General features: G+C 60.4%; 12 protein-coding genes and 1 pseudogene. 7 read left to right on the top strand and 6 right to left on the bottom strand.

What is annotated here, in order from left to right:
- Together HX821_RS26340 and HX821_RS26335 are read left to right on the top strand one after the other, a co-directional pair.
- Nucleotides 1–1,013: RHS repeat domain-containing protein (locus tag HX821_RS26340; RefSeq protein ID WP_177036833.1), on the top strand; the 1,013-nt coding region annotated here is incomplete at its 5' end.
- Between the two features lie 2 nt (nt 1,014–1,015).
- Complete coding sequence (locus HX821_RS26335; RefSeq protein ID WP_177036831.1) at nt 1,016–1,375, top strand: hypothetical protein; 360 nt, start codon at nt 1,016–1,018, stop codon at nt 1,373–1,375.
- 95 nt (nt 1,376–1,470) lie between these two features.
- On the opposite strand, the gene feaR is transcribed toward HX821_RS26335, so the two are convergent.
- The 3 genes from feaR to HX821_RS26320 all read right to left on the bottom strand — a co-directional run bounded on the left by feaR (nt 1,471) and on the right by HX821_RS26320 (nt 4,606).
- Entirely contained in the window at nt 1,471–2,424 is a 954-nt protein-coding gene (feaR, locus tag HX821_RS26330; protein WP_177036829.1) for a transcriptional regulator FeaR, read from the bottom strand.
- A gap of 117 nt (nt 2,425–2,541) precedes the next feature.
- On the bottom strand, nt 2,542–3,126 hold the full coding sequence (locus tag HX821_RS26325) for a DUF3156 family protein (RefSeq protein WP_003219899.1): 585 nt from the start codon (nt 3,124–3,126) through the stop codon (nt 2,542–2,544).
- Entirely contained in the window at nt 3,107–4,606 is a 1,500-nt protein-coding gene (locus HX821_RS26320) for an APC family permease (protein ID WP_177036827.1), read from the bottom strand. Before HX821_RS26320 ends, HX821_RS26325 begins: the two co-directional genes overlap by 20 nt.
- Nucleotides 4,607–4,822: 216 nt before the next feature.
- On the opposite strand from HX821_RS26320, the gene HX821_RS26315 reads away from it, so the two are divergent.
- On the top strand, nt 4,823–6,151 hold the full coding sequence (locus tag HX821_RS26315) for a hypothetical protein (RefSeq protein ID WP_177036825.1): 1,329 nt from the start codon (nt 4,823–4,825) through the stop codon (nt 6,149–6,151).
- A gap of 173 nt (nt 6,152–6,324) precedes the next feature.
- Here HX821_RS26315 and HX821_RS26310 read toward each other — a convergent pair.
- Nucleotides 6,325–6,801 (bottom strand): annotated as a pseudogene (locus tag HX821_RS26310) (flavin reductase family protein); the annotation flags it as partial.
- A gap of 59 nt (nt 6,802–6,860) precedes the next feature.
- Nucleotides 6,861–8,030, bottom strand: coding sequence for a p-hydroxyphenylacetate 3-hydroxylase oxygenase component (locus tag HX821_RS26305; RefSeq protein WP_087694959.1), 1,170 nt, complete (start codon nt 8,028–8,030; stop codon nt 6,861–6,863).
- A 228-nt stretch (nt 8,031–8,258) separates the two neighbouring features.
- On the opposite strand from HX821_RS26305, the gene HX821_RS26300 reads away from it, so the two are divergent.
- From HX821_RS26300 to HX821_RS26285, 4 genes are all read left to right on the top strand, one after another.
- On the top strand, nt 8,259–9,746 hold the full coding sequence (locus HX821_RS26300) for an aldehyde dehydrogenase family protein (RefSeq protein WP_177036823.1): 1,488 nt from the start codon (nt 8,259–8,261) through the stop codon (nt 9,744–9,746).
- Between the two features lie 299 nt (nt 9,747–10,045).
- Nucleotides 10,046–10,582, top strand: coding sequence for a DUF3833 domain-containing protein (locus tag HX821_RS26295; protein ID WP_177036821.1), 537 nt, complete (start codon nt 10,046–10,048; stop codon nt 10,580–10,582).
- A 17-nt stretch (nt 10,583–10,599) separates the two neighbouring features.
- Nucleotides 10,600–10,905 (top strand): DUF6482 family protein, encoded by a 306-nt coding sequence (locus HX821_RS26290; RefSeq protein ID WP_177036819.1) that lies wholly within the window; start codon nt 10,600–10,602, stop codon nt 10,903–10,905.
- The gene (locus tag HX821_RS26285; protein ID WP_177036817.1) at nt 10,902–12,443 is read left to right on the top strand and encodes a cryptochrome/photolyase family protein; all 1,542 of its coding nucleotides are present in this window, start codon (nt 10,902–10,904) and stop codon (nt 12,441–12,443) included. The genes HX821_RS26290 and HX821_RS26285 overlap by 4 nt, the downstream gene beginning before the upstream one ends.
- Here the strand turns inward: HX821_RS26285 and HX821_RS26280 are convergent.
- Nucleotides 12,435–13,715, bottom strand: coding sequence for an MFS transporter (locus HX821_RS26280; RefSeq protein ID WP_173406087.1), 1,281 nt, complete (start codon nt 13,713–13,715; stop codon nt 12,435–12,437). The genes HX821_RS26285 and HX821_RS26280 overlap by 9 nt on opposite strands.
- Nucleotides 13,716–13,782 lie beyond the last annotated feature (67 nt).

Below are 13,782 nucleotides of genomic sequence, written 5' to 3'. Positions count from 1 at the left end.
ACGGCCAGACCACCGAGTTTTTCTGGCAAGGCGAAAAGCTGATCGCCGAACACAACGCCGATCACCACCAGAGCTACCTCTACGAACCCAACAGCTTCCGCCCGCTAGCGCTGCTCAAAGGCTACGGCCCGGAAGACGTAAAACCCTTCCACTACCAACTCGACCACCTCGGTACCCCGCAAGAACTCACCGCGCCCGACGGCGAAATCGTCTGGTCCGCCCATTACCGCGCCTACGGCCAAATCGCGAAGCTGGACGTCAACACCGTTACCAACCCACTGCGCTTCCAGGGCCAATACTTCGACCCGGAAAGCGGGCTGCACTACAACCGACATCGCTACTACAATCCGGATATTGGCCGCTACCTGACGCCCGATCCGGTGAAACTGGCGGGCGGGCTGAACGGATACCAGTACGTGCCCAACCCGACGGGGTGGGTTGACCCGCTTGGGTTGAATACCTGTCCGGGTGCGAACGGTTGTAAACCGGATATTGGGGTTGGGGATCCGGCCGAAAACGCCACGGTCAATGAAGGTCAGCCTGCTGCACCTCGTCTGACACAGGCTGAACGACGCGCACGAATTGATGAGCTTGGGGAAGCGAACGCTTACCGCCGTCTTGATGAACTTGAACAAGCAACGCCGGGAGCACACTTTCTGGAAAAGCATGGAGCACAGACTACGTTGGCGTCTCAACTCGAAAGGGTAATGACCGCTAAAAATCCTACTACCGGGATAGTTGAAGTCCACGATAGAGGAAGGAGAGCAGGACAACCGAGGCCGCCTTCCGCCGCCACTCATTTCCTTAGCCATCGAGATCAACTAAATGCTATTTATCGAGCGCAACTTATACTCAAGCATACAAACATAGGTACTTCTCGCGAACCAATGGACATGGGGAAAGTCATCGGAGAAGGATACAAGAGAGATGGCTTTGAATACGGCCAACAAAGGAAAGCCGTCGTCATATTAGATACAAATGGAAACCCTAAAACTGCTTACGCGGACTTTTAAAAATGAAATTAAAACCTAAACTTTCGATCATTAGAAGCCTGCTATTCACCTACAACATTGAAAACACTAAAGATCTCGAGCGAGAAGAGGTGATAGTCTCCAAAGACGTCAATGACGACAAACAACTCGCGGAGTTATTTGACGAGCTAACCAAACCCGAATACATGTCATACGACAATGAAGAGCGGCAATGGTATATAGACACACTCAATCACTTCCTGAACACTGACGAAACTTTCGACTCCGTCTTCTACCTATTTGATACATACTTCGATGACGAAATCTCCGACCAACGCCAATTTATGAAAGTTCTACTCGAATGTTTGACCCGATATCAGGCAGAAGCCACGGAAAAGGATTGAGGTAATTAGAAACCGTTAACGTGGCTAACAGCAAAGGGGATTGACTTTCATAAAGTACTCCCCTCTTCCATCGTACTGTCCGACTCCCAAAAACTTCACCCCACCTGCTGCAACCGCCCCGCCCGAAAATCCTTCGGCGACACTTCAAACTGCTTCTTGAACGAGCGACTAAAGTGCGCCGAATCCGTAAACCCCCACTTATACGCAATCGACGTAATCGACTCACTGCGCAAAAACGGGTTGGTCAGATCATCCGCACTGCGCTTCAACCGCGCCCGCTGGATATACCGGCACACGCTGTCATCCTGTTCCTCAAACAACCGGTACAAATGCCGCACCGAGATATTCAACCGACTCGCCAACCCCACCGGGCTAAGCCCTGGCTGGGTCAATGACTCATCAATCACCTTCTGCACATAGCTGCGCAGATTGCTGCCCTGCAACCCGCCACAATCATCGCGCTCATCGTCTTCCTGCTCAAACGCCGACCCCAGCAACGAGATAAACGCCGACTGCAACGCCTGCCCCTCCCCGACCGCGCCTTCGCCGTTCAGTGCGTCTTTGCACAGTTGATCCATCAACACATGCAACATGCGCCCGCAGGCTTTGCTCGAGGAGATTTTGCCGAAGGTCTTGGGCTGGCTGCCGAACTGTTTGCACACCTCTGCGCGGGACAAGGACAGGGACGCGTGTTCGATGAGCCCGAACGGGGTGATGTCGATGGAGCCCACCGAGTCCATCAATAACAGTTCGCCGGGGGCAAGCTGGAAGCTCTGGCCGTTTTGGGTGATCTGGCAGTAGCCGCTGCGCTGGCTGACGAGGAAGCAGTTCTGGTCGTCATCGTGGTCGGCGCGGGCCTTGGGGCGCTTGATCAGGCCGGCGTTGGTGCGCAGGCTGGCCAGGGGCAAACCGCCGCGGGAAAAGGTGCTGATGCTGCCGATGAACAGCGAGCGGTTGAAGGCCAGTTCTGTGTCGAAGTGACCGCAAACCGCGCGCAGATCCCGGGTCCAGAGGTCCAGCCCGTCTTGCCCAATCTGTTGCATGCTCATGGTTGTTTCCACCTTGGCTTTTTGTTTTTGTCGGGCAATAGTTAACATGTTATCTATATGCGCGCAACAAGTACGTGTCTGCCAAGGTGGTTGCACTATTGATGCCAAATCCGGTGGTCAGTGGGCCTGCAAGGCGCGCTGGAAACCGTTCAAGGCGTCCAGCAGCCAGGCGCGTTGCACACTGCTCAAGGCGATGTAGCGACGGAACGCCGGCATGCGGTTGACCACCTCGCTGCCGCCCATATGCTCAAGCCGCACACACCACTGGTGATCCACCAGGTCGATGCGCAGGCGCTTGAAGTCCAGCGGCATCAAGGCGCGATGCAAGGCGCTGCCCTCCTGCAATTGCGTGTGCAAAATGCCTGAAACCTCCTTGTCGCCCGACCGCTGTCGACAGCGGATTCCGGTGCGTCGAACGGCCCCGGTGTGGTGCAGTTCGAAGCTCGCCGTGCCCTGCTGCGAGGCAGGGATGCGCAGTACGAATTCGGTCATCACCAGGTGCATCAACAGTTGCGATTCGGTGCGCTCGACGATCTCCAGTTGCAGCCCGAGATTGTCCAGGGAAACCCGGGCCGTCGTCGGTCCACACACCTCATAACCGGCCAGGCCGAGGTTACGCCTCAGGTGTTCCAGCGTAACGCCGGGTCGATACCCGGCAGGCGCGCGCCGGGCGCTGAACAGCTCAGACAGTTTTTGCAGCATGGCTGATATACCCGTTGTGCGGCTGATCCGGCTCATGGGCGAACTCCTTGGCCAACACCTCTTCCACCGAGGCGGGCCTGAATGGATTGACCTTCTGCACAACCAGCGTCCAGAACAGCGCGTACGCCGCCGTGCACCCGAGCATTACGCCAAAGGGAATGTAGATGTCGGCGGGGTTCATGCCCGGCGGGGTGATAAACCACATGCCCAGCAGGATGCCGATGCTCGACAGAATCTGCGGCAGCGGAAAGAATGGCGAACGGTAGGCGCGAGGCAGATCCGGACGGCGAATCCGCAGGATCACCACCGACAGCGTCACCAGCAGATAAGCAAAGCTCCAGGCACACACGGCCGCCAGCACCAGGTGCATGATGTTGTCGGTGTTGCCGCCCAGGTACAGCGCGTGCAGGCACGGAATCAGCATCGCCACCAGAATGCACAGCAACGGTGTCTTGAAGCGCGGGTGCAGGTAGGTGAAGACCTTGGGCAACGCGCCGTCGACCGCCATGCCGTACAGGATCCGTGGCACACCGGCCATCAAGGTGTTGATGGTCGCAGCACCGGCAAACAGGAAGCCGATGCCCAGCCACATCGGGCCGATGCTGCCCATCACCTGCTCGGCGAATTTCGGGATGGCCATCGGCGTATCCAGCAGGTGCACGCCGCCCGCCGCGTCGATCAATACGTTTTCCACCTGGCGTTTCATTGCCGCGCCATAGATGAACATGCACGTGGCCACCCCCAGCAGCCCCAGCACCATCGCCTTGGGCATCACCTTGGCCGAGTTGCGCAGGTCCGGCGCCAGCGGCGTGACGAACTCGCAGCCGACAAACATGAACATCGCCATGCCCACCAGCGACAGGATGGTGATCAGGTCGGTGCCCACCAGGGATTCACCGAACCAGCCGTCCAGCTGCACCGCTGGGGCTGCGATCAGGCCCAGCACGCCAAACACCATCAAGGTGGTCCACATGCCGAAAGTGAGGATGATCTCGGCCCGGCCGAACGCGCTGACGCCAAACGCATTGAGCACCCCGAACACAATCACGAAGCCCACTCCCAGCAACCACGAACCGCCGGCGGATTCCGCCAGGGTGTTGAGGTGCTCGAAATTCACCAGCGCCATCACGCCGGAGAGGATGGTTTCGGCGGTGCCGGCAAACACATGCACGATCAGGTACGCCGACAAGGTGCCGGTGATCGCAAAGAACCGGCCCATGCCGCAATTGATGTAGTCGTAGACCGAGCCGGTGGTGGGCAGGATCGAGGCGGCTTCGGCGAAGGTGGTCGCCTGGGCCAGCATCATCACCACCGCGATCAACATCGCCACCGCAAAGGCGCTGCCGCCGATGCCAAACCCCATGGTCGCGGTGAGGATCACCGGGCTGGCCATGATCAAGCCAATGGTGCTCGCCAGCGCGGTTGGAAAGCCCACCGTGCCGCGTTTCAAATGTTCGGTGAGCCGGTCGTTGATCGACATGGTGCAGATCCTCAAGAAGCGGATTTTTAGAAGTATTGGCACTCTGCGCCCGCCCTGGCTGATCGTCTTGCTCCTGGCTGCCGCCGGTTTTGTTGCTGCCTGCCACTGCTGCGCCACTGGCGGCCTGGGACAATTTCCTGGCACGCAGGGGAAAGACTTGGCCCGGTGGCGCTCGCCCTAATGCTCCCTCAATTCACCTTGTTGGGGACTATAACAATGCAGCACACACAACAAACCCGTCACCTGTACAGGGCCATCAGCCTGGGCATCGCGCTGATGATCATCGACTCATCGGCCCAGGCGTTCGAGCTGTATGCCGATGACGACACTCAGGTCACCGGCAACTTCCTGGCGGTGTACGGGATGTTCAACAGCCGCAAGAACTACGACGGCACCACCGGCGGTTCCACCTGGCGTGAAGGTTTTATCAAGTATGGCTTGAGCGTCGACCAGCGCTTCGGCGCCCTGGGCAGCGTGTATGGCACGGCCAACCTGGTCAGCTCGGGCACCTGGGGTGATGGCGATGCGTCGGGCGTGACCACCGGCAGCGAGCGCACCACCAAGTTCGACGAAGCCTTCGCCGGCTGGCGCTCGGGGGAACTGTTTCCGGCACTGGGCAAGGATGGTGTGGACCTGTCGTTCGGCCGCCAGGTCATCATGCTCGGCGACGGTTTCATCATCAACGATGACGGCCCGAACTTCGGCAAGGGCGTGGATGACGGCAAGTTCAACCGAGGCGGCGCCTACTACATCGCCGCGCGCCATGCCTTCGATCAAACCGCAGTGCTACGCCTGGGTGGCAAGGACGGCGTGCATGGCAGCGTAATGTGGATCAAGTCCGACAACCGCGCCCAGGCCAACACTGAAATGGCTGCCGGCACCCTGGACTACACCGCCGCGCCCGGCACCCTGGGGTTGACCTATATACACGGCATCAGCGTCGACGACCGTTATGCCAATGACCTGCAAAAACAGCGCGCCGGGATGAACATCTACAGCCTGCGCGGCGCCGGTAATGCCGGGATCGAGAACGCGCACTTTTCCTTTGAATACGCCTGGCAGGACAAGGACGCCGGCCCGGAAAAGGCCTGGTACACCGAAGGCGGTTATACCTTCGCCGCGCTGCCGTGGTCGCCGGACCTGACCTACCGCTACAGCCGCTATTCGAAAAACTGGGATGCGATGTTTTCGGGCTTCAACCGTGGCTACGGCACCTGGGTGCAGGGCGAGGTGGCCGGCAATTATTCGGGGCCGTTCAATACCAATACTGAGGTGCAGCATGTGGCGTTGAAGGTCAAGCCGCTGGACAGCGTGACTGTCGGTGCGCTGTTCTTCGACTACAAGACGTTGAGCAAGGGCGGCATGCTCAACCTCGATGGGCGCGAACTGGACCTGTACGCGGAGTGGGCGGTGAACGAACACCTGATCGTCACGCCGCTGCTGGGTTTGTACAAGCCCAACAAGGATGAGAGCAACGGCGGCAACCAGGTGGGTGGCAATGGCACCAATCTCTATAGCCAGGTCACCGTGGCCGTGCCGTTCTAACACAGATGCAATGAGCTACCGAGATCACATGTGGGAGCGGGCTTGCTCGCGAAAGCGGTGTGTCAGTCGCCAGATGTATTGGCTGACACTCCGCATTCGCGAGCAAGCCCGCTCCCACATTGAACCTGCTTCAGCCTTCGATAGAGGTGTTCGCCCTACGGTTGCCGCTCCTCGATCCGCGCATACGCTCCCTGGTGATAGAGCAACGGCGCACGACCAAAATCATCGAAAGCCACCACCTTGCCAATCATGATCCAGTGATCGCCACCATCCACCTGCTGGTACTTCTCGCAGTGAAACCGCGCCGAGCAATCAGCGAAGACCGGCGAACCGCCCTCCCCGGGCTCGAATTCGATTTCGGCAAAGCGATCGTCCCTGGGCCGGGCGAAGTTGTTCGACAGGTGGATCTGGTCGGCCGCCAGCACGTTGACCGCAAAATGGCTGGCCTGCTCGAACACCTCGTGGCTGTTGGAGCGTTTGTCGATGCTCCACAGCACCAGCGGCGGGTCCAGGGACACCGAGTTGAAGCTGTTGGCGGTGACACCCACTTTGCGCCCGCTGGCATCAGCGGCAGTGACCACCGTGACACCGGTGGCAAAGTTGCCCAGGGCCCGGCGAAAGGCCCGTGGGTCGAAACTGTTATCAGACATGCAAGACTCCCGGACTGCATCAACGCGCAGTCCTGATGGTTGTGATGGCCGGGTCGGCGTCAAATCATGCTCGGATCAGGCTCGAGCCCCATCAGCTCACGCCCCAGGATCTGCGCGCACACGTCGTAATCGGTGTACGCATGGGCGCCGGTCATATGGGAATCGCGGAACAGACGCTGCATCTCGTTGTGCTCGAACCACGCATTGCCACCGGCGGCCTCGAACAAGCGGTCCACCGCCTGGATGCACATCTTGGTGGCGTACGCCTGGTTGGTACGCCAGAACGCCAGGGTCTCGCGGCTCGGGTAACGGTGCTGTTCGCTGTGTTCGGCGTGTTCCTGCCAGGTCTTTTCCAGGAACGCCCGGGCGGCGGCCACCTGGTGTGTCGACTCGGCCAGGCGCATCAACGCCGGAGTCGCCGCCCCCACTGCCGCGCCGGTGTAGGCACGTACGCGGGTCCTGGTTTTTTCGCGGAATACTTCGAGCATGCGCTCGGCCACGCCCAGGCTCACGGTGGAGAAACCGCTGGCGAAATACGGGCGATACGGCGAGTAGAAAATCTTGCTGTCGGGGTACAGACCGAAGCCGGCGGACTTGCCTTCCATCATGTCCTTGGCTTTCTGGATGCGGTGTTCTGGCACCCGCACGTTGTCGATGATCAGGGTCTTGGTGCCGCTGCCTTTCATGCCGGCGGCGAACCAGTCATCGCGAATCTGATAGTCGCTGCGCGGCAGTACCGCGAAGCAATAGTCCTGGGTGCCCTCGGCGTTTTTACGGCGGAAGCCGACAATCGCCCACTCGGCATGATCGCAACCGCTGCTCCAGCCCATTTCACCGCTGAACAGCACACCGCCCTCAACTTCCTCAGTGCGACCAAACGGCGCGATGCTGCTGCTGGCGGTGGCATTCGGGTTATCGCCCCAGACTTCCTGCTGCAACTTGGCGGGAAACAACGCCAGTTGATGGCTGTGGGTGCACAACAGGCTCATGGCCCAGGCGGTGCTGGCACAGGCGCCGGCCAGCAAGGCGATGCAGTCGGCAAACTGCGGCAGGGAGATTTCCATGCCGCCAAAGGGTTTGGGTTGAAAGGCACGGTGCATGCCGATGCTCTTGAGCAGCGCAATGTTCTCGTCAGGAACCTTGCGGTCCTGCTCGGCCTGGAAGGCGTTGGCAGCGATGGTCGGCAGAATCGCCTTGAGATCTTCGAGGAGCGGGTTTGGCTTTTTCATGGACGGCCCTGCTTATTATTGGATGTCCGGCTGGCGTTCAAACTCAACGAACGGCGCTGGATGTGGGGCCAGTATGGAGCGGGCGCCCCCCCCGGAAAATGCACCTTCCACAGCCAAGATTGCACTTTCCACAGGCCTGGCAGCCACAGACATATCGCCCGGCAGGCACAGACAAGCCTGGCCCGGCGGCGCTGGTTACCCTCGGGCTTTTGCGAGCAGGAAAATCCCATGAGCGATATTGCGCTGCTGCCTGAAGTCCAGGCCTTCCTCCGTCGAAGCCATGCCTTGTTTATCGACGGCGGGTACGTCCAAAGCCATTCCGGCCAGGCTCTGGAAGTGATCAACCCGGCCACCGGCGAGGTGATCGCCCAGGTTGCCGATGCGGACCTGGCCGATATCGACACAGCGGTGGAATCGTCCCGGCGTGGCTTCCGGCAATGGTCCCAGGTCGCCCCAGCCATTCGCGGCAATGTGCTGCTGAAACTCGCCGACCTGCTGGAGCAACACCGCGAAGCACTGGCGCAGATCGAAACCTGCCAGTCGGGCAAGATCATCCAGATTTCCCGGGCCTTCGAGGTCGATCAGGCGGCGCACTTCCTGCGTTACTACGCCGGCTGGGCCACCAAGATCAGCGGCCAGACCCTCACCCCGTCACAGCCCTCCTTCGCCGGCGAACGCTACACCGCGTTCACTCTGCGCGAACCGGTGGGCGTGGTAGTCGGCATCGTGCCGTGGAATTTCTCGACCATGATCGCCATCTGGAAACTCGCCTCGGCACTGGTGACCGGCTGCAGCATCATCATCAAGCCCAGCGAGTTCACCCCGCTGACCATCCTGCGCATCGCCGAACTGGCCATCGACGCCGGCCTGCCGGCGGGCGTGCTGAACGTGTTGACCGGTGGCGGCCATGTGGGCAAAGGCCTGGTGGAGCACCCGGGCACCGACAAGGTCTCGTTTACCGGCTCGGTGCCCACCGGCATCGCCGTGGGCCGCAGTGCCATGGGCGCCGGGTTGACCCGGGCGACCCTGGAACTGGGCGGCAAAAACTCCGCCGGATTCCTGCGGGATGTGGACCTCGACAAAGCGGTCAACGGCATCATCGAAGCCGGCTTCCTGCACTCCGGGCAAATCTGCGCGGCCGCCGAACGCTTCTTCGCCCACCGCTCGCAGATCGAGCCGATCATGGACAAACTGGCGCAACGCCTGGGCCGGTTGAACATCGGCTCGCCGCTGGACGAGCGCACCGAATTCGGCCCGGTGACCAACCGCCAGCACCAACAGAAACTCGAATGGTTTTTCGCCAAGGCCCGGGCCGAGAACAATACGATTGTCCACGGCGGCAAGCTGATCGACGGGCCGGGGTGCTATGTGGAGCCGACAGTAATTCTCGCCAACACGATCCACGACACCCTGCTCAACGAAGAGACCTTCGGCCCGATCGCCACGTTTTTCCCCTACGACACCGAGGATGAGCTGCTGGAACTGATGAACAACACGCCTTACGGCCTGAGCGCCAGTCTCTGGACCAATGATCTGAGCAAGGCCCTGCGCATGGTGCCGGCGATCAACGCGGGGACGGTGTGGGTGAACATGCACACGATGCTCGACCCGGCGGTGCCGTTTGGCGGCAACAAGTCTTCGGGGGTGGGACGGGAGTTTGGCGGGGCTTTTATCGACGACTACACCGAGCTCAAGTCGGTGATGATTCGCTACTGATAAACCGGGCGACCGATCGTTCCCACGCTCCGCGTGGGAATGCATACCGTGACGCTCCGCGTCACCACTGCGCAAGGCTTCCATTGTGCATTGCCAGCGGGACGCGGAGCGTCCGAGGCGGCATTCCCACGCAGAGCGTGGGAACGATCATCTGCACCTGGTGCCCTGAGGCTGCATATACCCGCCATAAATGGGCAGGCCGGTAGCCGGTAACATCCTGGTAATGCGCTAAATACCTGTACAATTTTATTATTTTGTACAAGTATCAGCAGTATCAAGCCCTCTCGGGGAGAACCGCAATGACCCGTCTATTGGTTTCGCTGGCCCTGGTGTTGGACCTGAGCAGTTGTGGCAGCGTGGATGTAAAACACTATGCCGACCAGCAACCGCAACTGGACCTGGTGAGCTTCTTCAGCAAGCCCGTCAAGGCCTGGGGCATCTTCGAGAAACGCTCGGGTGAAGTGGCCAAGCGTTTCGAGGTGAATATCGCCAGCCGCCGCGAGGGTGAAAACCTGATTCTCGATGAGCGCTTTCTATACAGCGATGGTACTCGCCAGCAACGTGTCTGGACCCTCACCCCGGACGGCCCCAACCACTGGCGCGGACGGGCCGGTGATGTGGTGGGCGAGGCCAGGGGCGAAGTGGCGGGCAACGCACTGCGCTGGCGCTACGTCCTGAACCTGCCGGTTGATGGATCCGTCTACGAAGTGAGCCTCGACGATTGGATGTACCTGATGGACGAAGACACGCTGATCAACCGCTCCAGCATGTCCAAGTTGGGTGTGGAAGTCGGCCAGGTGACGTTGTTCTTCCGTCGCCAGTCTTCACAACCCTGACCGGTAAGGAGTGAACCATGAACCTGCAAGCCCTGACCAGACTGGCCACCCAAGGCGCTGTACGCGAAATGGAACTGCTGTCGCTGGAAGGTGGTTTCTATCTGGCGCGCGTAACGCTGGACCACGGCCAGTTCACGCTGCTGGACGAGTCGGCGAAGCCCATGCACTTTCGCTCCGTCAATCACCTGCGTGACGTGTTGCAGGCAGTCCCTGCATTTCCCTGCACCCTGGTGCATCAGTGCGTGCATGACGAAATGTGCGGCCGGCGAGAAGGCGCTATCGAGCCACTGCGAACGCCATTTTCCCTGGAAGCGCCGTGGTGACCAAGGCAGTTCGAAACCTGTGCCTGGTGCTGGGCGACCAGTTGTCGTTTGACCTGGCCTCATTGGATGGGCTGGACAGCCAGCGCGATGCGGTCTTGATGGTCGAGGTCATGGAGGAAGCCAGCCATGTGCCCCACCATCCGCAAAAAATCGTCCTGGTCTTCAGCGCCATGCGCCATTTTGCCCAGGCGTTGCAGCAGCGTGGCGTGCGGGTGCAGTACGTCACCCTGGACGATCCGCAAAACACCGGCTCGGTGCCCGGCGAGTTAAGGCGCTGGCAATCGCTGATGCAACCCCGGGAAATACACCTGACCGAATGCGGTGACTGGCGTCTGGAGCAATCCCTGAAGGACTGCGGTTTGCCGATCCAGTGGCATGCCGACCGCCGATTCCTGTGCGGCCGTGACGCGTTCGCCGCTTGGGCCAGCGGTAAAAAACAGCTGCGCATGGAGTACTTCTACCGGGAGATGCGCCGCAAGAGCGGGCTCTTGCTCAACGGTGACGGTACGCCAGTGGGCGGTGCCTGGAACTTTGATGCGGACAACCGCAAGGCATTGCCCAAGGGCACCAAGGCGCCCTACCCGGCGCGCTTCAGCTCGGACTCGATCACCCAGGACGTGCTGGCGCTGGTAGGTAAACACTTCAGCAGCCACTACGGTTCCCTCGACACCTTCGATTACCCCGTGACCCACGCCGACGCGCAGGCCCTCTGGAACTACTTTCTGGACTATGGCCTGGCGGGTTTCGGCGACTACCAAGACGCCATGGCCAGCGACGAGCCGTTCCTGTTTCACGCCCGTATCAGCGCAGCACTGAACATCGGCCTGCTGGACCTGCGCCAGCTGTGTAGCGATGTGGAGGCGGCCTATTGGTCGGGCAGCATCGGGCTGAACGCTGGCGAAGGGTTTATCCGCCAACTGATTGGCTGGCGGGAGTACGTACGCGGCGTGTACTGGCTGAAGATGCCCGACTATGCCGCTGGCAATGCATTCGGCAACAGCCGCCCGCTGCCGGAGTTCTACTGGACGGGCGAGACGCAAATGAACTGCATGCGCCAGGCGATCGGCCAAAGCCTGAAACATGCCTATGCCCATCACATCCAGCGGCTGATGGTCACCGGCAATTTCGCCCTGCTGGCCGGCATCGTGCCCAGCCAGATATGCGAGTGGTACCTGGCGATCTACATGGACGCGTTCGACTGGGTCGAGCTGCCCAACACCCTGGGCATGGTGATGCATGCCGATGGCGGTTACCTGGGTTCCAAGCCTTATTGCGCGAGCGGCCAATATATAAAGCGCATGTCGGACTACTGCCGAGGCTGTGCGTACAAAGTCACGGAAAGTACCGCTGACAATGCCTGCCCGTTCAATGCGCTTTATTGGCACTTCCTGATGCGCCACGGCGACCTGCTGCGGGGCAATCAGCGCATGGCCATGCTCTATAAAAATCTCGACCGCATGCCTGAATCCAAGCAGGACGCGCTGTGGGAACGGGGCCAGAGGCTGCTGGCGAAGCTGGATGCGGGCGAGTCACTTTGAGCGGGCGACTTGGTGTTTGCCGGCACGCTGACCGAGCAGCATCAATCCACCTCCCGTCAGCAGCAAGCCCGCCGCGATAACGATATAGCCGCCGTACACATCCACACCTTGCACGAGGTTGAGCGTCTGGGAACACACCAGGGTGCCGGTCAGCGAGGCAATGGCCAGCACCGGCGTCACGGTCGCGGAGACTCGGCCCATATAGCCTGCCGGCACGGCCTCTTGCAGCATAGGCCCCTGCACCATGGCAAACACCGAAAAGCACAGCCCGCAGCAGAACATCAGCCCCCAGGCCAGGTAAAACGGCGGATGCAACGCATAGCCCAGGTAGCTCAGCCCCAGGCACAACAGCGCCACGGTGAACGCGCGTCGAATGCTCAAGACCTTCAACAGCGGCCGAACGAGAAAGGCCGCCACCAGCCCGCCGACGGGGAATGCGGCGAGTACCAGGCCATATTCACGCGGGCTCAGGCCCAACGTTTTGAAGGCATACAACGACAGGACGACGTTGTTGATACCGAGGGAAAAGCCATATAACGCCACGCCGGTCAGCAGGGTTCGAATCGACGGGTGCCCCCAGGAAAACCGCAGGCCGGCCAAGAGTCCACGCCAGAATGAGGCGCGCTCTGCGGGCAATGCAGCCCCCAAATCTCGGGTGGCCAGGATACATAGCGCTGAACAGCTGAACGCCAGCACATTGATCAGCAACGCCCAGATCGGCCCCACCCACACAAACAGCGCCGGGCCCACGGAGGCGGAAAGCACCGAAATGCCCGTGAGGGAAAACATCGTCTTGGCCGACGCTTCCACCCGCCGCTCAGCGGGAATGATCACTTGCATGACCGCCTGCCGGGACGGGTTGAAGAACTGCGCGGCGCTGCTGTTCATCACCAGCAACAGCAGCACGCCGGCGAACACTTGCATCTGATCGAGGCCGGACAGCGAATAGATCAGGATAAAGATCAGGAAGTTGATCACCCGGATAGCGTCTGCGCTGATCATCACGTAGAGCGGGGTCAGGCGGTCGACCCAGGCACCCGCCAATGGCGCCACCAGCACCCGCGGGATCGCCGAGGCCGCCACCGCCAGGCCCACGGCACTGGGTAGAAAGGCGCTGTCACGGAACAGATCGGTCACCAGCCAGACGATGATCGTGCTCTCCAGCACATACTCGCCGAAGGACGAGAGCGCCTGGCCCAGCCATAAAAGTGAAAAATTGCGGCTGATGAAAAAACCGGCAAACCGGCTTTGCCCTTGATTCGTCCTGAACACCATCCCTTCCCTGTGCGAAACGCTGTGAAATTTTCCGGCCGCTGCGAATTGTTGTGAAGCCGGTGAT

This window comes from Pseudomonas sp. B6001, from assembly GCF_013386015.1.
Classification (GTDB): domain Bacteria; phylum Pseudomonadota; class Gammaproteobacteria; order Pseudomonadales; family Pseudomonadaceae; genus Aquipseudomonas.
The sequence above is the reverse complement of the archived record's forward strand: the minus strand, read 5'-3'. Positions and strand labels throughout refer to the sequence as shown.

What these genes read in the sequence shown, in the direction of transcription:
- HX821_RS26335 (WP_177036831.1), top strand. Translation starts at nt 1,016, where the DNA reads ATGAAATTAAAACCTAAACTTTCGATCATTAGAAGCCTGCTATTCACC.
- feaR (WP_177036829.1), bottom strand. Translation starts at nt 2,424, where the DNA reads ATGAGCATGCAACAGATTGGGCAAGACGGGCTGGACCTCTGGACCCGG.
- HX821_RS26325 (WP_003219899.1), bottom strand. Translation starts at nt 3,126, where the DNA reads ATGCTGCAAAAACTGTCTGAGCTGTTCAGCGCCCGGCGCGCGCCTGCC.
- HX821_RS26320 (WP_177036827.1), bottom strand. Translation starts at nt 4,606, where the DNA reads ATGTCGATCAACGACCGGCTCACCGAACATTTGAAACGCGGCACGGTG.
- HX821_RS26315 (WP_177036825.1), top strand. Translation starts at nt 4,823, where the DNA reads ATGCAGCACACACAACAAACCCGTCACCTGTACAGGGCCATCAGCCTG.
- HX821_RS26305 (WP_087694959.1), bottom strand. Translation starts at nt 8,030, where the DNA reads ATGAAAAAGCCAAACCCGCTCCTCGAAGATCTCAAGGCGATTCTGCCG.
- HX821_RS26300 (WP_177036823.1), top strand. Translation starts at nt 8,259, where the DNA reads ATGAGCGATATTGCGCTGCTGCCTGAAGTCCAGGCCTTCCTCCGTCGA.
- HX821_RS26295 (WP_177036821.1), top strand. Translation starts at nt 10,046, where the DNA reads ATGACCCGTCTATTGGTTTCGCTGGCCCTGGTGTTGGACCTGAGCAGT.
- HX821_RS26290 (WP_177036819.1), top strand. Translation starts at nt 10,600, where the DNA reads ATGAACCTGCAAGCCCTGACCAGACTGGCCACCCAAGGCGCTGTACGC.